At 61.7% G+C, this 18,680-nt stretch carries 16 protein-coding genes and 1 tRNA gene; 10 read left to right on the forward strand and 7 right to left on the reverse strand.

The window, feature by feature from the left end:
- Nucleotides 1–110: 110 nt before the first annotated feature.
- The 6 genes from ACSW29_RS14085 to ACSW29_RS14110 all read right to left on the reverse strand — a co-directional run bounded on the left by ACSW29_RS14085 (nt 111) and on the right by ACSW29_RS14110 (nt 4,782).
- Nucleotides 111–184 (reverse strand) — tRNA-Leu (locus ACSW29_RS14085).
- A gap of 34 nt (nt 185–218) precedes the next feature.
- Complete coding sequence (locus ACSW29_RS14090; protein ID WP_448277521.1) at nt 219–1,184, reverse strand: Ppx/GppA phosphatase family protein; 966 nt, start codon at nt 1,182–1,184, stop codon at nt 219–221.
- Nucleotides 1,181–1,726 carry a DUF501 domain-containing protein gene (locus ACSW29_RS14095; protein WP_448277522.1) on the reverse strand — a complete coding sequence of 182 codons (546 nt, stop codon included), beginning with the start codon at nt 1,724–1,726 and terminating at the stop codon, nt 1,181–1,183. Before ACSW29_RS14095 ends, ACSW29_RS14090 begins: the two co-directional genes overlap by 4 nt.
- Nucleotides 1,723–2,448, reverse strand: coding sequence for an FtsB family cell division protein (locus ACSW29_RS14100; protein WP_448277523.1), 726 nt, complete (start codon nt 2,446–2,448; stop codon nt 1,723–1,725). Before ACSW29_RS14100 ends, ACSW29_RS14095 begins: the two co-directional genes overlap by 4 nt.
- A gap of 20 nt (nt 2,449–2,468) precedes the next feature.
- Nucleotides 2,469–3,755: a phosphopyruvate hydratase gene (gene eno, locus ACSW29_RS14105; RefSeq protein WP_347874312.1), complete on the reverse strand. Its 1,287-nt coding sequence runs from the start codon at nt 3,753–3,755 to the stop codon at nt 2,469–2,471.
- Between the two features lie 214 nt (nt 3,756–3,969).
- Nucleotides 3,970–4,782, reverse strand: a complete 813-nt coding sequence (locus tag ACSW29_RS14110; protein ID WP_448277524.1) for a lytic transglycosylase domain-containing protein — start codon at nt 4,780–4,782, stop codon at nt 3,970–3,972.
- 140 nt (nt 4,783–4,922) lie between these two features.
- Between ACSW29_RS14110 and efeU the strand changes: the two genes are divergently transcribed.
- From efeU to efeB, 3 genes are read left to right on the forward strand one after another with little or no spacing between them, the layout of a single operon-like run.
- Nucleotides 4,923–5,825, forward strand: a complete 903-nt coding sequence (gene efeU, locus ACSW29_RS14115) for an iron uptake transporter permease EfeU (protein ID WP_230814730.1) — start codon at nt 4,923–4,925, stop codon at nt 5,823–5,825.
- A 14-nt stretch (nt 5,826–5,839) separates the two neighbouring features.
- On the forward strand, nt 5,840–6,970 hold the full coding sequence (gene efeO, locus ACSW29_RS14120) for an iron uptake system protein EfeO (protein WP_230814227.1): 1,131 nt from the start codon (nt 5,840–5,842) through the stop codon (nt 6,968–6,970).
- Nucleotides 6,971–8,251 (forward strand): iron uptake transporter deferrochelatase/peroxidase subunit, encoded by a 1,281-nt coding sequence (gene efeB / locus ACSW29_RS14125; RefSeq protein WP_448277525.1) that lies wholly within the window; start codon nt 6,971–6,973, stop codon nt 8,249–8,251.
- On the opposite strand, the gene ACSW29_RS14130 is transcribed toward efeB, so the two are convergent.
- The gene (locus ACSW29_RS14130; protein WP_230814229.1) at nt 8,224–9,360 is read right to left on the reverse strand and encodes a glycosyltransferase; all 1,137 of its coding nucleotides are present in this window, start codon (nt 9,358–9,360) and stop codon (nt 8,224–8,226) included. The genes efeB and ACSW29_RS14130 overlap by 28 nt on opposite strands.
- 116 nt (nt 9,361–9,476) lie before the next feature.
- On the opposite strand from ACSW29_RS14130, the gene ACSW29_RS14135 reads away from it, so the two are divergent.
- The 7 genes from ACSW29_RS14135 to ACSW29_RS14165 all read left to right on the forward strand — a co-directional run bounded on the left by ACSW29_RS14135 (nt 9,477) and on the right by ACSW29_RS14165 (nt 18,676).
- Nucleotides 9,477–11,234, forward strand: a complete 1,758-nt coding sequence (locus ACSW29_RS14135) for an alpha/beta hydrolase family protein (protein ID WP_317827218.1) — start codon at nt 9,477–9,479, stop codon at nt 11,232–11,234.
- Nucleotides 11,198–12,643 (forward strand): O-antigen ligase family protein, encoded by a 1,446-nt coding sequence (locus ACSW29_RS14140; protein ID WP_448277526.1) that lies wholly within the window; start codon nt 11,198–11,200, stop codon nt 12,641–12,643. Before ACSW29_RS14135 ends, ACSW29_RS14140 begins: the two co-directional genes overlap by 37 nt.
- Nucleotides 12,580–13,602 (forward strand): glycosyltransferase family 4 protein, encoded by a 1,023-nt coding sequence (locus tag ACSW29_RS14145; protein WP_448277527.1) that lies wholly within the window; start codon nt 12,580–12,582, stop codon nt 13,600–13,602. The genes ACSW29_RS14140 and ACSW29_RS14145 overlap by 64 nt, the downstream gene beginning before the upstream one ends.
- Before the next feature lie 10 nt (nt 13,603–13,612).
- A complete protein-coding gene (locus ACSW29_RS14150; protein ID WP_448277528.1) occupies nt 13,613–15,202 on the forward strand; it encodes a flippase in 1,590 nt (529 codons plus the stop codon).
- Entirely contained in the window at nt 15,199–16,281 is a 1,083-nt protein-coding gene (locus ACSW29_RS14155; protein ID WP_317827223.1) for a glycosyltransferase family 4 protein, read from the forward strand. The genes ACSW29_RS14150 and ACSW29_RS14155 overlap by 4 nt, the downstream gene beginning before the upstream one ends.
- Entirely contained in the window at nt 16,274–17,359 is a 1,086-nt protein-coding gene (locus ACSW29_RS14160; RefSeq protein WP_230814235.1) for a GH39 family glycosyl hydrolase, read from the forward strand. Before ACSW29_RS14155 ends, ACSW29_RS14160 begins: the two co-directional genes overlap by 8 nt.
- A 345-nt stretch (nt 17,360–17,704) precedes the next feature.
- Nucleotides 17,705–18,676: a cellulase family glycosylhydrolase gene (locus ACSW29_RS14165; protein ID WP_448277529.1), complete on the forward strand. Its 972-nt coding sequence runs from the start codon at nt 17,705–17,707 to the stop codon at nt 18,674–18,676.
- Nucleotides 18,677–18,680 lie beyond the last annotated feature (4 nt).

Genomic DNA, 18,680 nt, shown 5'->3' on the forward strand with positions numbered 1-18,680 from the left:
CGCAAGATCCGGCTCTGCTCGATGCCGCGAGTTACGCACCAGTTGTGACAATCCGTGACAAAAAGGCGTCCAGCTAGCAGGCGAATCCCTTCGAAACGTCTGCTGACCTGTGCCCCCAGTCGGACTCGAACCGACACTTGACGGATTTTAAGTCCGTTGCCTCTGCCAATTGGGCTATGGGGGCCTTGACGCACCCGACTCGTCGGGTGCGTCGGGAATCAGACTATCGGGTGGGTCTGAGCTATCGACATCGCGATGCCGTCGAGGATGTCGTGTTCGCTGACAACCAGTTCGGTGATCCCGGCTTTGGCCTCGAAGCTCTGAGCCAGCACCGTGGTGATGATCGCTCCGCCGCCGATGACGTCTACCCGCCCCGGATGCATCGGACCGAAGGCAGCACGCTCAACTCGCGGCATAACGATAAGGCGCTCACACACGTCGAACAGTTGATTGAACGGAATCCTCGACAGGTGCACCTTCTCGGCGTCGTACTCCGGAAGATCCTGCGCGATCGCGGCCAGCGTCGTCATGGTTCCAGCGACACCCACCCACGTGTGCGCCTTCTCGACGGGTACGGCCTCGAACGCCTCGGCCAATTTCGCGGTCGCAAAAGCCGTCGCCTCGGAAACCTGCTCTGCCGTAGGCGGATCCGACGGTAGGCACCGCTCCGTGACGCGCACGCAGCCGATGTCGGTGGAGTACGCAGCTTCGACGCCTGAAGCACCGCCGAGGACGACTTCAGTGGATCCGCCGCCGAGATCTACCACCACGAAGGGGCCCTCGGACGGATCGAGTTCTCCCACAGCACCGCTGAACGAGAGGCGTGCCTCTTCGTCACCGGTGATCACCTCTGCTCCTGATCCGGGAATCACCGCACCGAGCACGTCCCGCGTCATCGTGAAGAAGTCTTCCCGATTCGCAGCGTCGCGAGTAGCCGAGGTGGCGACCATGCGAACGGCGGTTGCTCCGGCGTCGGCAATCATCGACGCGTACTCGACCAGCGCGACCCGGGTGCGTTCGATGGCTTCGGGCGCGAATGTCCCTGTCGCATCAACACCTTGACCGAGTCGCACGACGCGCATCTCGCGCCGGACATCCACCAGACGACCGTCGGCGCCGACGTCGGCGATCAGCAGTCGAATGGAGTTGGTACCGCAATCGACTGCGGCGACACGGCGAGTCACTGGTCGGCGTTGTCGGCATCGTCGATGCCAGGCCAGTCCGCGGGAATTGCAGTGCCGCGGAGCTTTCCGTGACCGGCCAACGCGACGGACTCGTCACCGAGCGGATTCACGCCGGGACCCTTGGCAAGCGAATGCGCCATCAGCACGTGCAGGCACTTGACACGATCCGGCATCCCACCACCGGCAAAGTCGGTTCCGAGAGATTCGATCGCGTCACGCTCGGCGAGGTACGACTCGTACGCCCTGCGGTAAGCCGCGGCCAGTTCGGGATCCTGCGTCAGACGTTCGGTCATCTCTCGCATGACGCCGGCGGATTCCTGACGGCTGGCTTCGGCAGTCAGTCGCGGGTCGGTGAGGTAGTACAACGTCGGGAACGGTGTTCCGTCCGGAAGTTTGGGGGCAGTCTTGACGACGCCCGGCTGACCGTCCGGGCTGCGGTACGCGATCTCGATCACTCCGCGTGGCTCACGGCCCAATTGAGCGGCAACGGCGTCGAGGTCCGCCTGTGAAACCTGCGGGGAATTTTCGGACGTGTTGCTCACCCGGTGGGTACTCCTTGTTCTTCTGGCTCTATCGGCGCCAACGGCATCGGGGCCGGTGTCGTCGTCTCGGGAACCACTGGCGGTTCCGAAATCGTTTGCCACAGATCGCGATACCACGGACCTGTCAGCGGTGTTTCCTTTTCCTGCTTCTTCTCTGGTTCCTTGTAGTCACCGGGAAGCTGAACCTGATAAGGTGTCTCGCCCGGTTTGACGTACCGAAGGCGTTCTCGTGCAAGAGCTTCGATGTATGCAGGGTCGTCGAAGCGTGCGTTCTGCCCCTGCAGCTTTCGCAGCTCTTCCTCGAGCACCTGACGTTCGGCCGCCACCTGGGCGGCGTCCGATCGCTGGCTGATGTAAGTACGCAGCGGCACTGCCAGTGTCAGCGCCAACATGAGTACAACCATCGCGAGCACCACGGCCCGGCTGGTGGACAACCCGAAAATGGTGTTGTCCGACTTGGGAAGCCGAGACCAGAACTTGTTGGTTCCGCTCTTCCCTCGAGCCGACTTCGACCCGCGCGCCGACGCCTTCTCTGTCGAGGCTCCCGACTGCGCGGGGTCTGTCACAGCAGAATCAACCGCTGCCGGATCTACCGAAGGTTCCGACGCCCGTGAGCGTCGGGCGCTGTCGCGACGCGTGCGAGACGGTGTGTCTCCACGACGGGAACCACGACCCCCCGGACTTCCGCCGGGGGATCGTGGCTTACCGCGCTGTGCAGACACTACTGAATCTTAGATTTCCGTCAGGCCTCGAAAGCGAAGCGCGGGAACGCGACCTCGCCGGCGTAACGTGCTGCATCGCCGAGGTTCTCCTCGATACGCAGCAGCTGGTTGTACTTGGCAACGCGCTCGCTGCGGGCCGGAGCACCGGTCTTGATCTGGCCGCTGCCGACGGCAACTGCGAGGTCGGCGATGGTGGTGTCCTCGGTCTCGCCGGACCGGTGGCTCATCATCGTCTTGTAACCGTTGCGGTGAGCGAGATCGACAGCGTCGAGGGTCTCGGTCAGGGTGCCGATCTGGTTGACCTTCACCAGGAGTGCGTTGGCCGCGCCCTTGACGATGCCTTCTTCGAGACGCTCGGGGTTGGTGACGAAAAGGTCGTCGCCGACGAGCTGGATCTTGTTGCCGATCTGATCGGTGAGCGCAACCCAGCCGTCCCAGTCGTCTTCGTCGAGCGGATCCTCGATGGAAACGAGGGGGTATGCGTCGATGAGGTCGGCGTAGAACGCCGCCATCTCGGCCGCAGTGCGGTTCTTGCCCTCGAACTTGTAGCCGGTGCCGTCGGTGTAGAACTCGGTGGCAGCGACGTCGAGAGCGAGCGCGACGTCGGTACCCAGCTTGAGGCCGGTCTTGTTCACGGCGATCGTGATGAGGTCGAGTGCTTCCTTGGTGCCAGCGACGTCCGGAGCGAATCCGCCTTCGTCACCGAGACCGGTGGAGAGGCCCTTCTCCTTGAGAACGGACTTCAGGGAGTGGTAGACCTCGGTGCCCCAGCGCAGCGATTCCTTGAAGCTCGGTGCGCCGATGGGCGCAACCATGAATTCCTGGACGTCGACACCGGTGTCGGCGTGTGCGCCACCGTTGAGGATGTTCATCATCGGGACGGGGAGTACGTGAGCGTTGGGGCCACCGACGTAACGGAACAGCTCCAGGCCCGAGGACTCGGCAGCGGCGCGAGCGACGGCAAGCGAGGCACCGAGCAAAGCGTTTGCGCCGAGGCGGGACTTGTCCGGGGTGCCGTCTGCGTCGAGTAGCGCCTGGTCGACCGTGCGCTGCTCGGTCGCGTCGATGCCGATGATGGCAGGAGCGATCTCGCCGAGCACAGCCTCTACGGCCTTCTCGACGCCCTTGCCGCCGTAGCGCGCGCCACCGTCGCGCAGTTCGACGGCTTCGTGCTCACCGGTCGAAGCGCCGGACGGCACCGCAGCCCTGGCGAAACTTCCGTCTTCGAGCAGAACCTCGACCTCAACCGTGGGGTTGCCACGGGAATCAAGGATCTCGCGAGCTCCGACCTGCTCAATACTGGCCACTGTGTGGTTCTCCTTCGAATGGGCTTCGCATTGGGGCACGCACTGCGTGCTTGACACTTGGGCTCCGACCCCTCCGGTCGACAGAGGACCACGATCGCGGCTGGGCCTCTGCAGTGCCAGCACCTCTGTAGTGCCAGCACACAGCCTAACCGCACCGGCCGAAGGCTTCTTTATCGACGCGCGGTCATGTCCCCGACCTGCGGATCGACCACCGTCAGTCCGGCCGAACCCCGACTGAATATGCCGACGCACGATCACGAACCAGCGCGAGATAGTCACCCGAGAGGTTGTACGCCATCAGCGCCTGCTGCCACCCGGCAGCGGTAGTGAGGTCTCCCCCACGTGCACACAGGTAACGGGCAGCGGTGAGGGCGGCGTCGTCGATGTTGTCCGGGTCCACGCGGCCGTCGCCGTTGGCGTCGACACCCCATTTGAGCCACGTCTCAGGGATGAACTGCATGGGCCCCATGGCGCGGTCGTGCACGGGATCGCCGTCCATCGCTCCGCCGTCCGTGTCGGGAATCTCGGCGACTCCCGGGCCACCGTCGAGAGGGATTCCCCGAATGATCGGGGCGACCTGACCCAACGCGTCGACCGACGAACCGTCGTATGTCCCGTGGCGGCTCTCGACGCTGCCGATACCGGCCAGAGTTGTCCACCCGATTCCGCAGCCGGGAAGCGTCTCGGCCATGACCGCAGCGGCATACCCGTATGCCTCGAGCGCAGTGGTACCGATCCCGATGTCGTCGGACAATCCCGCCGCCCAATCAGCAAGTTGATCAGCACTGCGGCCGGGAGCGTTGATGTCGATCGGCGGTGTCGGAGAGCCGCTACCTGGGGGTATACCCTCGGGAATAGCAACCTTCGGTTCATTCGATCCACACGCCACGGCACCTACACACAGCAAAGCTGTTCCAGCAGCTACTGCGGCAACGGCTCGCGAGAGACGCCGGGGACTTCTGCGGGCAGCGAAGGTTCGGTACACCCTTCCATCATCCACATGCGAGCGAACTACTCCCCGATCCATTGGTAAAGAACAGCAAAAGTACAGGTCAGGGCATGGTTCCCCACTGATTGTGGAGTATCTTTTTCTGAGTTAAGGCTGGCCTAGCCTGATGAAGCTGTCCGAACCTGTTTCACCCACTCAGTCAGGAGTCGCCCGTGCCCGTGTCGGTACTCGCTGCCGCGAGCACACCGTCAGTTGCCACTCAGCTATTCGGTAGTGGCCTGATCGGTCTGCGCGAAGGCCTCGAAGCAGGCATCGTGGTGATGATTCTCGCTGCCTACCTAGTGAAGGCTCAGCGCAAGGACGCACTCAAATGGGTGTGGCTCGGCGTCGCGATCGCCGTCGCGATGGTGGCGATCATCTTCTTCGCGATCCACTACGGAACATCGACGGTCGACGGCTTGACCGCCGAGATCATCGCAGGCGTTGCCTCCCTGATCGCCGTTGTCATCGTCACGATCATGGTCCTGTGGATGCGCACGGCAGCGAAGAACATTTCCGGGGATCTGAAAGCCGGAATGGAAAGGGCGCTGATCGCCGGCCCCGTCGCCATTCTGTCGCTGTCGTTCTTCGCTGTTGGTCGTGAAGGCGTCGAGACGGCGTTGCTCATGGTCGGATATGCCGAGAACACCGCGGGCAGCTCCTGGCCGTTGGTCGGATTGCTCCTCGGAATCCTCGTGGCCGCCGTCTTGACCGTCGCCATGTACTTCGGCGCCCTCCGTCTCAACCTGACGACGTTCTTCCGGTACACAGCGATCTTCCTTATCGTGGTTGCCGCCGGAATCCTCTCGTACGGTGTTCGCGCTCTACAGACCGGAAACGTCTTGCCGGGCGGTTCGAATCTCGCGTTCAACCTGACGCCCGGCTATGACCCGTCGACCTGGTACGGCACCGTCCTCGCCGGAATCTTCAACTTCCGCCCGGACCCGACCGTCCTGCAAGCCGTCGCGTGGGTCGTCTACCTCGTAGTCGTCCTCGCGCTCTTCCTGCGTCCCCTTCCGTCTAGCCCTTCGGCGCCGACAACCCCGCCTGCGCACGACACACACGTTCCCGAGAAATCCTGAGAGGCATTGCCGACATGCGTAAATCCACCCTCGTACTGGCCACGGCTGCGGTACTTCCCTTCTCCCTCGCCGCGTGCACCGAGAAGACGACGGCGAGCGACGGCGACATCGTCGTCACGGCCACCGACGATTCGTGTGACGTCAGTGCCACCACCGGAACTACTGGCAGTTCGACGTTCCAGGTGACGAACAACGGCTCGAAGGTCACCGAGTTCTACGTCTTCGCCGAGGGTGATCGAGCGATGGGTGAAGTCGAGAACATCGGCCCCGGCCTTACCCGGCAGCTGATCGTCTCTCTCCCCGAGGCTGCGACCTATCAACTCGCATGCAAGCCGGGCATGGTCGGAACCGGCATCCGTCAGGACTTCGTCGTCACGGGCGATTCGCAGGCGGCCACCGACGAGAGCGGCCAACTCGCCGAAGCTGCCGACGGTTACCGGCGGTACATCCGCAGCCAGATCGTCGCGCTGCAGGACACCGCAGCTCAGTTCGTCGCCGCCGTCCAGTCCGCCAACGTCGACCAGGCGAAGGCACTGTTCCCGATCGCACGTACCTACTACGAGCGCATCGAGCCCGAAGCCGAGAGCTTCGGCGAACTCGATCCCAAGCTGGACCTGCGCGAAGCAGATCTGGAGCCCGGTCAGGTCTGGACGGGATTCCACCGCCTCGAGAAGGATTTGTGGGTCACCGGACTGCAGCCGGATACCAACGCAGTCGCCGATCAACTGCTCGAAGACATTCAATATCTTGCCGATCAGGTGAACGCCGAGGACTACACGATCGATCCAACCAAGATCGCCGGCGACGCCCAAGGACTGCTCGACGAGATCTCGACTTCCAAGATCACCGGTGAGGAAGACATCTTCTCGCATACCGACCTGTGGGACTTCCAGGCCAACGTCGACGGCTCGCAAGCTGCGATCGCGGCACTGAACCCGATTCTGCAGGAACGTAATCCAGAGCTCGCCCAGCGCATCGCCGACCGATTCGCCGACCTCGACGCCGCGCTGGCACAATTCCGCGTCGGCGACGGATTTGTTTACTACGACACCGTTACCGAGGCGCAGCGTCAGGAACTCTCACGTAAAATCGATGCCCTGTCCGCCGAGGTCAGCCAGGTCCAGGAAGTAGTTGCGGGGCAGTAGATGACTGATTCACCAGAAGGCACGCCCGCTGCGGAAAACGCAGCACCGCAGGGAGTTTCACGACGCCGATTGTTCGGCGCCGTGGGAGCCGGCGCAGTCCTGGCCGGTGCCGGTGCCGTCATCGGACGGGTGACCGCCGACGACAATTCCGGCGCAAATCACGCAGATGTGGTGACCTTCCGCGGTGAACATCAGGCAGGCATCACGACGCCGGCCCAGGATCGCATGCACTTCGTCGCTTTCGACGTAACGACGAAATCACGTGACGAACTGATCACGCTGCTGCAGACGTGGACAGCGATGGCCGAACGAATGACTGCGGGTCAGGAAGCAACCGAGGACGGCGCGACCGGCGACGGCCCGTACGCACCGCCGAGCGATACCGGCGAGGCACTCGATCTCGCGCCGTCGCAACTCACCCTGACCATCGGATTCGGACCGTCCCTTTTCGACGACCGTTTTGGGCTCGCGGACAAGAAACCTGCTGCCCTACTGGACCTTCCCCACTTCCGTGCGGACAACCTCGATGCGAACCGCAGCGGGGGTGACATCGCCATCCAAGCGTGCGCCAACGATCCCCAGGTTGCCGTGCATGCGATCCGCAACCTCGCACGAGTCGCTTTCGGGACTGCGTCGGTCAAATGGTCGCAACTCGGGTTCGGACGAACGTCCTCGACCTCGACGACGCAGGCGACACCACGAAATCTGTTCGGGTTCAAGGACGGAACCGCCAACATCAAGGCAGAAGATCCAGACGCGCTCGCCCAGCACGTCTGGGTCGGCCCCAACGACGATCAGGCCTGGATGGCGGGCGGATCGTTCCTCGTCGCCAGACGCATTCGGATGCTGATCGAGCAGTGGGACCGCGCAGTTCTCAAGGAACAGGAAGCCGTCATCGGCCGCTCCAAACGGAGAGGAGCGCCGCTCGGCGGCAAAGACGAGTTCGATGAGCTCGATCTCGACTCCAAAATGGGACACGACTACGTCATCCCAGAGAATTCACACGTGCGCCTGGCCTCGGCCGAGGAACTCGGTGGGATTCAGATCCTGCGCCGCGGATACAACTTCACCGACGGCTCCGACGGCTTCGGCCACCTGGACGCGGGACTGTTCTTCGTCGCGTATTGCCGGAATCCAGTCGAGCAGTTTGTTCCGATGCAGCAGAACCTTTCGCGGCACGATGCGTTGAACGAATACATCCAGCACGTCGGTTCTGCAGTCTTCGCCTGCCCTGGTGGTCTCGCCGACGGGAGCTACTGGGGCTCCACGCTGTTCGCGTAGCCGAAGACCGGGACACCAGTCCAGGTAGCGATCTCGGAACGAAATCTGCGCACGGAGTACTTCTCGTGGGAGCGTGCACCATTCACGTCTACCACGGCGATATCTCGGATGCACTCGGCCACCGATTCCCAACTGTCGTCGTGAAAATGGAGTCCATCGACACCAGGTGTCACGGTTTCCGACGCTCCCCCGATGCTGTTCGTAATCACGCGCGCACCCGCAGCCATCGCCTCCACCGGCATGATTCCGAAGTCTTCGATCGCCGGAAAGACGTATGCGAGTGCCTGCTGATACAGCGCGAAAAGCAACGCATCCGAGGGGCGACGAACAATTCGAACGGGAACCGACGCAGAGTCAGCCATTGCGCGGAGCCGATCCTCTTCCGGGCCCGACCCTGCGATGACAGCAGCCGTCCCGGCCCGCTCGGCTGCCCGGATCACCCAGTCCAATCGCTTGTACGGAATGAACCTGGAGGCACCGAGAACGAATGGCGACGGCAAACTGGATAGTAGCTGAAGCTCGTTTTCGCTCAATCTGGATCGCCAATCATCGACGGCGGAGATCCGATCGACGTCCACCGGGGGGTGAATGACCCGCGATTGCACGCCCCAGGCGCGCTCGACCCGCCGACGAACAAACTCGCTGTTCGCTGCGAACGAAGCCCCCTCTGACGCCCGTTTGCGGTCGATTTTGCGCAGAATGGGTGATCCCAGCCTCGCGAGTGGCGAGTTTCCACGCTCGTCCAGTTCGGGATTCCACACGTACCTGGCGGGGGTGTGCACGTAGACGAATTTCCGGAATCGCGCAGACTGCTCTTTGAATGTTGCGTGATGGGCGAACACGTGGGAACTGATCAGCGCGAAGTCATAGCCGCGATTCTCCAACCCTCGCCAGGTGAACGGCATGACGGGCAATGAGAGCGCTTTGCTACGGCGCAATGGTGTTGCAGCGAGCACACTTTCGTTGACATCGGTCGTCGAGTAACGCCCCGGAGCATCGTTCCACAGACAGTACAGGTCAGCATCCGGATAACAGTTGACGAACTCGTCCAGCACCTTCTCTGCGCCGCCTGAACGCTCGATCCATTCGTGGACGAGTACACCTGACATTTCGGACTCCTATGCGCTTTTTCTACGCTTCACAGACCTAGAGACTGTCTCTACGCGCTCAAACGGGCCAATGGTATGTTTACCAGCAACATACAGGCAACCGAACTTGACCGGGAGTGATCACCATCGAGACCCAACTGGCCACATGGTTCGGGTCGGCAGACAAGCCGTTGCTCGGATTCGTTCACGTACCCATCTCGGGCACTGCCCGTGAAGCCGTGGTCATGTGTCCCCCGCTGGGCAAGGAGCACATCGACACCTATCGCGGCATGCGACTACTCGGCGAAAAACTCGCGGCACGAGGAATGGCTGCTTTTCGTTTCGAGTACGCGGGAGTCGGCGACTCAGCCGGCGCAGAAGACGATCCTGTCGCTCTCACCTTCTGGCTGGAGAGCATTGTCAGTGCTGTGGACTACGTCCGACGGGCGGGCGCAGAATCCGTGAGCATCGTTGGACTGAGGGTAGGGGCACTACTGGCAGCGTCGGCATTGGAGGCATGTGGGACCGTCAACTCGATAGTCCTGTGGGACCCAATTCTGACCGGCCGCAACTACCTCAGGGAACAACGTGCGTTCTATGCGATCAGCGTCGGAGAGGACGATCCCACCGACTCACGCGTGTCGATCATGGGTGGCGTGCTGGCACCCGAATGCGCCGACCAATTGTCACGTCTCCGCATCACCGGGCCATTTCTCGGACGCCCGCACACGCTTCTGGCCGTGAAGTCTTCGGTAGTGGAGAGCAGGGCTGTCGCCGGGCTCGCAGCAACTCTCGATCCCGAGATGATGATCTTGGAGAACCACGACGCGTTCACCTCGCCCCCCAGTTTCTACGTCGACATTCCTTACGACCACATCGAAGAACTGGCCGAATGGGTGGCTGAGCACGCCCCGGTGACTTCGCACGCTTTCACTCCGGCGATTACCACGACGGCACGTGTCGCAGTGACACCCAGTGGCGACGAGGTTTTCGAATCACTCGAACGCGTGGGACCCAGCAAACTGTTTGCGATACGTACCCATCCCGCTGGAACAGAATCGCCTGGAGGCACTCTGGCCCCGCCCACTCCCGAGCGAGGCTTGTTGTTCTACACCACAGCTGTGGAGCACCGCTGTGGCCCAGGCCGCTCATGGGTGACTATCGCGCGTGAGGCTGCTGAACACGGGGTGACCAGCCTTCGATTCGACCGTCGTGGTGTCGGTGACACCGGACCGATTCGCGCCGACATGCCGACCGCTGTGTATTCCCGAAACGCCGACGAGGACGCCCTGGCTGCCGTCGACGCTCTGGGCGCGGACCCCAAGAATCTGATTCTGGCGGGATTGTGCTCCGGCGGCTGGACCGCAGCATCGGTCGCTCTGAAAGTCGGCGCCCGTTCCACCGTTCTCGTCGACATGATCCTGTGGTCGGTACGACGGAAGAAGTCGCTCGTCGACGCCGTGTTGCCGGAGGCTCCGCGGGCCATTTCTGACGGCGAGAAGCAGAAGCTGCCGTTCAAGGCCTCCCTCAAAGCTCAACTACAGTCCCGATTGCCGTACCTCGCATGGAAGCTGTTGGGGCAGAGGGGAATTACCCAGGTTCCCGAGGTGCTGCTCGATGCACTCGACAAGAAGGGCGTGCACGCGACGGTGGTTCTCTCGCCGGCGGATGTCGATTGGTTCCGGCAACAGCGTGGGCCCGAAGGGATCGCCAGAATGGCTCGTCGCGGGTACGACTTCGACGCCATCATGGCGCCCGTCGGTGACCACCCGGCATATCACCGTGACCTTCGAACCCTCATCCAGTCCTCGGCAGTTTCCGCCGTCGCCACCCAGTTCGGAGGATCGAAACCGGGACAGTGCGTCTCGCGAACGACGAGCGGACGGTCGATGTGAATATCGCCACCCTGCTGATCGGTGCGGTACTGGGTGCCGTCGTGTGCGCGGCCATTTACCAGCGGCCACAGCGTGGCGTCCTGCTGGTGGCGCTGTTCGCCCCGTTGCACGGGTTGCTGGCGATCATCCCGAACGGCACGGCGTTGGCGGGGTGGAAGGAAGGTCTCATCCTCCTCACCTTGATATGCGCTTTCCTGAGTCCGAATCGCCACGGAGTCATTCGGCCGTCGATGCCGTGGTGGCCCGCAGCAGTCGTGTGGGTGGCGATGGGGTGCGTGTCGGCATTCACCCTGTCCGGTCTGGGGAGTCTCGGCTCGATCAAGATCACCTACTTCTACATGCTGCTTCCCCTCATTCTGTGGCGCGCGCCGTTCACTCGTGAGGATCGTGATCATCTCGTCTCGATCCTGATGGGGGTGGGAATCCTCGCCGCAGTGGTCGGTCTGCTTCAACAAGTGGTCGGACCCGAATTCCTCGTCGGTCTCGGGTACAGCTACACTGAGGAGATACGTATCACCGGTGGGATTCTGCGGAGTTTCAGCACGTTCACCGGTCCGTTCGCATTCGGCCTGTACGTGATGCTCAGCCTAGTTGTGGGGTTGTCCGTCAGTCTCAACGAGCCGACGCGTCTGCGGAACATGATCTTCCTTGCCGCCACGCCCATCATGATCGCCGGTATGGGGGTGTCCATCGTGCGGGCCAGCTACATCGGTTTCGCTGCCGGTCTCCTCTGGCTGGCGATCTACAAGTACAAGTCGCTGCTGGTGCTGTTCGCTGCCGCAGCCGCTGCAATCCCGATCGCTCTCCTTCTCACGCCCACTTCCGTGATGAAAGCGTTGTTCTCCTCGAACAGTCTCGAGGAACGTGGCAACGGTTGGTCGGAGACGGTCAGCTCACTGTGGGTGAATCCACTCGGACAAGGTGTCGGCGCGACCGGGTCTGCTGCAGCGAAGGCCGCGGAACTGGCGCATCCCATGATCAACACATTGACGATCAAGGCAGCTACGACGCTGCGTCTGATCCCGTACCAGCCTGACAACTACTACATGAAGGTCGCCGTCGAGCTGGGACCGATCGGGCTGTGGGTATTCACGTTGATCTTGGTGTCGGCGGCCGTCACGGGACTCCGTGCATCGCGCATCCTCCCCGGCCAGGACGGCGCTCTCTCGTTAGGCGTGAGTGCCTCGATCATCGCCGCATGCGTCGCGTCCCTGGTCTCGACCTACTTCGAAATTTTTCCACTCGACCTTTACTTCTGGTTACTGATAGGAACCGCAGGATGCGCACTGAGCCAACACCACTCGGAGAAAACCGCGCCACTCGGTCCGGAATCACCTACGGAGCCATGGCCCTCCGACCCGGCGGTGGTGGGGTCCAGACCTACGCCCGTGAGCTCCTCTCCGAGCTAGTTCCGTTGATCGGCGCTTCCGCAAAGCTGAGCGCCACTGTGCAACAGGACGCAATCGGTGAGCTTCCGCCGGCGATGGAATCGATCAGCCGTCCCGTCGTCGCCGGCGTCCGCCGAGCAGCGTGGGCGATCGTCCCGATCAGCGGAACTGACCTCTTCCACAGTCTCGACGTCGATATTCCGTTACGGCAGCGAGGCCTGACCGTATCGACCTTCCACGACATGTCAGTGTTCGACGTCCCATGGGCATTCAGTAAGTTTCGGGCCACCGGCGAGCGACAACTTCTGTCCATGGCGCTGCGTAAGGCAGATGTCATCATCGCGGTATCCGACTTCACGGCCGAACGCATCAAAGCCTTGAGTGGTCGCGACGCTGTGGTCACCCCCCTGGCGCCGGCGTCGTGGGCCACCGTGCCCACCGACGCCGAAGTCGCGGATGTACGGGGACGCCTCGGTCTTCCCGAACGATTTGTACTCCAAGTCGGGACGATCGAGCCCCGCAAGGATGTCGGGTTGGTAGCCGACGCCTGCCGTGAACTGGACATACCGTTTCTTCTCGCCGGTTCCGGTTCCACGGGACCCGATGCTCCGGAACACTCTGTCGGCCTCGGTTACGTTGCGACAGAGGATCTTCCCGCACTGTATTCAGCGGCTACGGCCGTCGCGTACTCGTCGCGATACGAAGGATTCGGACTCCCACCGCTCGAAGCCATGGCATGTGGCGGCGCGGTGGTCGCCAGCGCCGTAGGCGCGCTCCCCGATTTCGCCGACAACGGCGCTGTCCTGGTGAAAACTCACGACAAGGATTCCTGGGTTCGAGCACTCCGATCGGTGATCGACGATGCCGACTTCAACCGCACCCTTCGATCCGCGGCACCTGAAGTCGCGGCGCGATCGACCTGGACTCGAACCGCTGAACTCACCGTCGACAGCTATCGATCAGCGGGACTGAGGGTGTGAGTTGGCATTCATGACGAAGCGTCGACAATCCGCGGTCAGCCGAGTTTCGGAACGCGAATTCGCCGAACTCCGACAGGCTGCCGTCGACAAGTTCGAGCGGGAAAGCCTGGAGCGAGCGGCCAAGATTCACGGCCCGTCCGTTCCGGAACTGACTGCGAATGCAGCTCGTCGAAGCACCGTCATCATGCTGGCGAGCCGAGTTGCCGTCGCCGCGATGGGTTGGATTGGCTCCGTTCTGATCGCTCGATCGATCAGCCCGGAGCAATTCGGCCAGTTCTCACTGATTTTCGGGTTGTTGGGGCTCTTGTCCGTCATCACCGACCTCGGCGTCGGCAGAGTCGTCCTCGCGAAATTGGTCGAGAGCAACCCGTGGGACGTATCTCTGGTCACGTCGGCCTTCATCTCGCTTCGTATCGCCCTCGGCTTGTTCGGATACGTGTTGGCAGTCGGATACGTATGGGTTCTCGGCTACCCCGCCGACGTCGTCGAAGCAACGGCGATTGCCGGCTTGGTCGTCGTGGTCGCAACACCGAGCCACGCGCTTTCCGTCATGTACCAGAGCCGTCTGCGAATGACATATGTGGCTATCGCCGAAGGCCTGGGACAGCTTGTCCAATTGATCGCGACTATCGCCGCGGTGCTGTGGAACCCGGTACTTGTCGTTCTTGTCCTTCCAGCCGTCGCCAACGAAGTAGTCGCCGCCGTCATCAAAATTCGTGGAGTGCGAAAAGGGATCGCCGGACCGCGGCCGTCGTCACGCGTCCAGTTTCGGCGATGGCGCGAAATGCTCATCGAGGCGATACCGCTGAGCATCGGATTCGCCTTCGTCACACTGCTGTCGAAAGTAGACGTGCTTCTCCTCGGTAAGCTCGACACCTTCGATTCCGTCGGCCTGTACACCATCGGCTACAAGTTCGCCGACCTCTTGTCGATAGTCGCGATCACGGTGGTCACCCCGGTCACGACCCTGCTGGTATCGGCTTGGCCGGACCAGCTCGATGTCTTCCGGCAGCGCAGTCGCGAGGCATTCATCGTGCTCACGTTGATGGGGAGTGCCGCACTGGTCGCATTCTGGCCCGCCGCAACCGAAGTTCTTGCCCTGCTGTACGGCTCAAGATTTGCTGCCGCCGATACATCCACTCGTCTCCTCGTCCTGGGAACCTGCTTTTCCATGCTGACCCAGTTGGGTCTCATGGTCCTGGTCGCGAGTGGTCGCCACCGCACGTATCCTTGGATCGCCATCGGCGGTTTGGTGATCAACGTTGTGATCAACCTGGTCCTCATTCCCCGAATGTCTTTCAACGGAGCCGCAATCGCCACGGTTGCCACCGAGATTCTCCTCTTCGCGGCAATCTGGATAGTGGTATTTCGCACACTCCCCGTTCGGAAACTCTTTCCGGCAGTGCCGTTCACGATCATCTCCGCCGTCTGCGCCGGCGTAGTCGTTCTGGGAACGCTGTGCGTGGAGAGATTCGGAATTCCATGGCTCGCTGTTTCGCTCGTTGCACCGATCATGATGATCGGAATCATCGCAAGGCTCCCCATCTCGGACGGAAAGTCCTTGACCTCACTCGTCAGACCACGTGGAGGAAATGCGTGACTCGCACGCTCGTATTCGTCAGTCACACCGGAGAAGTGTCCGGTGCCGAACTTGTCATGCTCGAACTCATGCGATTGGCCAAAGTACGCGGGCACTCCGTAGTCCTCGCATGCGCAGAAGGACCGCTACGCAAGCGCGCGGCCGACATTGCCGAAATCATCGAACTCCCGGTTCTGGGCCTACGCGGTGAAAGCGGATTCGACCGCATCTCCGCGATCACGACGGTCGTGAAGAACTGGCGTAAAGCCGGACGTGTCATTGCCTCCCGAACACGAGGATCGAATGCGACCGTCATAGTGAATTCGCTGTTCGCGCTTCCGGCAATCAGACTCGGTGGGGTCGACGGCGGTGCCACATGGTTGGTACACGACACCCTCTCGAGCGCCAAGCAACGAATCGTGGTTCGAATCGCGAAGCCTGCCATCGTCAAAGCTGTCGCAGTGTCCGGACCCACCGCCGTTCCCGTGCGCCAGCTCGGTGTTCACACCACTATCTCGCGGCTCGGTGTCCCGGTACCGGCCGACGTCGTCGACATCAATTCTCCCGCAACAGGAGTCATCGGGATCATGGGCTCGATCACGCCGTGGAAAGGCCACCAGGTCTTGCTCGACGCAGTAGCCGAAATACCCGAGATCACTCTGGAGGTCGCCGGCACCGCGTTCCCGGGCGACGAAACGTACGTCGAAGAGTTGCAACGCCGTTCAGCGCTCCCGGATCTCGCCGGCCGCGTTCGGTTCCTCGGCCATGTCGATGCATTGAGCACCGTGCAGCGATGGGACCTGGCTATTTCGGCCAGCACGTCACCGGAAGCGGGACCTCTGGTGCTTCTCGAAGCAATGAGCGCGGGTGTACCGGTTATCGGAACGAACCACGGCGGTACGAGCGAGGTTCTCGCCGACGGCGCCGGCTCGCTGGTCGCGGTTGGCGACGCATCTCAACTGGCCTCCGAGATATCCAGACTGCTGGCGGACCACGCGTGCCGCACCGAACTTGCCGGAAAGGGTCGGCGGCGGGTAGTCGAGCGCTACGACATCAAGAAGAATCTACCCGCGATGCTGCAGGAACTCGTCAATGACTAGATATGTTCGGATGGCCGCAGTCGCCACAGTTCTCGTGACCGTCGGAGCGTTACTCCATTCGTCGGTGTCCACGTCGTACGAACCTTGCCCGGTAGCGCCGCCCATCGATGACCTCGGAATCGCTCTGGGAGCCGGCTATACGGCACTCCCGAAATCCGATATCGAGATCAACGTCGACGCAGTCCGGGATTCGGGCTCGAGTTGGGTCAGATTCGACGTCGACTGGTCTTCCATCGAAGCTGAGCAAGGGCAGTTCGATTGGTCGGGTACCGATCGACTTGTGGAGGCCTCGAAATCGGCAGGGCTCGAAGTACTTGCTCTGATCACGTACACGCCGGCGTGGGCACGGGACTCGAAAGCACCCGCCTCCGATTCGCACACCAAACCAGCCGACCCCGCGACGTTCGCCACCTTCGCGGCCATCGCCGCCCAGCGCTACGGCGATGCGATTTCGGCCTGGGAAATATGGAACGAACCCAACCTCCACATGTTCTTCAATCCCGCGCCGGACCCCACCTACTATTCGACACTTCTGTCCCTCTCCAGCGCGGCGATCAAGCGGGTTCAGCCCCATGCAACGATAGTTTCGGGTGGACTCTCACCGGCCCCCGACGACGGTGTGAACATCAGTCCCACCACCTTCCTTTCCGAGATGTACCAGTCAGGAGTACGGACCCATTTCGACGCCGTCGGAATGCATCCGTACAGCTTCCCTGCCATGCCCTCGGACCCACTCACCAAGAGTTGGAATGCGTTCTTTCGGATGAAAACAATGCGCCAGACCATGATCGACAACGGCGACGCCGCCAAGACGATATGGGCGACCGAATTCGGTTCGCCGACCGGTAACGATCCGACCTCTGTTACCACAGCCGATCAGGCAGCCATTCTCCGCGACGGAATCAACGAAGCCCGTCGGGGTGGCTACGTGTCGAAGCTATTCGTCTACAGCCTCGTGGATCGCGGAATCGACAAGGGAGACCGAGAACAAAACTTCGGATTGTTGGATGCCGCATTCGAACCGAAGCCGGCAATGAAAGTTCTCGAAGATGCCAGCAAAACTGGCGGATGTACCTGAAAAAGAATCACTGAATCCATCCACAGTCGGCCAAAGCCGAAAAATACCAACCGGCGCATTCCACCAAGCCATGGAAGCAGTCATAGGTGCTGAAGAAAAGACCTGGCGACTTCTGTCTAACAAGCGATTTCGTGCAACCCTGCTAGTTGCCGGATAGTTCGGCAATTTCCGGTTCCGCTTGGTCATTGGTGTTGCATCCACTGTGGAAGGAAGGTGGTCGACGTGAGTCGACTTCGGTTACTCCTCGCTGTTGCTCTGATATTTACGATCGGTTCGTTGAACGCCTGCGCACCGGCGCCGGTTCCGACAACAACTTCGACTCCCCCCGCAACAACCTGCAGTTCCGTGAGTCTGGGAATCGCGGCAGGAGCACCACTGAACACCCTGTCCCAGAATGATCTGGATGCCGAACTGGTCGCCATGAAAAATGCCGGCACCACGTGGCTTCGATTCGACATCGACTGGTCGGTAGTCGAACCTACACGTGGACAGCAGAATTGGGCATCAACCGACCGCATCGTAGACCGAGCGCGCCTCCAAGGACTCTCACTACTTGCCATCGTCACGTACACCCCGCCCTGGGCGCGAGTGGCGGGCGCGAGTGACAGCCATGGATACCCGTCCGACACCGCAGCCTTCGCAAAGTTCGCACAGCAAGCAGCACAACGCTATTCAACCAAGATCAGCACTTGGGAGATCTGGAACGAGCCGAACCTCACCCAGTTCTTCCGGCCGAAGCCGAACGTCAATACGTACACGACCATGTTGAAGGCCGCGGCGGCAAGCATCAGAGCGGTGCAACCGGGCGCCAAGATCCTCAACGGAGGCCTCTCGCCGGCCGTCGACAATGGCTCCGACATCTCGCCGGTGACGTACCTCGAGGGTATGTACGCCGCCGGGGCGAAATCGTCCTTCGATGTCTTCTCGATCCATCCATACAGCTGGCCCGCCCTCCCCTCCGACGCGAGTACACAGGAGTGGAACACTTTCTACCGAATCCGGCTCATGCACGATTCCATGGTCGCCAACGGTGACGGTGCCAAGAAAGTCTGGGCTACCGAATTCGGCGCCCCCACCGGCAACGGCCCGACCGCGGTCAGTCCACAATTGCAAGCAAGTATCTTGGCCGATGGGTTCGCGCAGGCGAAGATACTCGGATACATCGAACGGATATTCGTGTACAGCATGCGCGACCGCGGCACCAACACGGCGGACATAGAACAGAACTTTGGCATGGTGACGATGAACTACACCGCCAAACCCGCCCTGGCAGCGGTCAAACAAGCCATTGGCGGTTGCAGCTCACCGAAGATTTGATACT

Source organism: Rhodococcus sp. GB-02 (assembly GCF_053470465.1).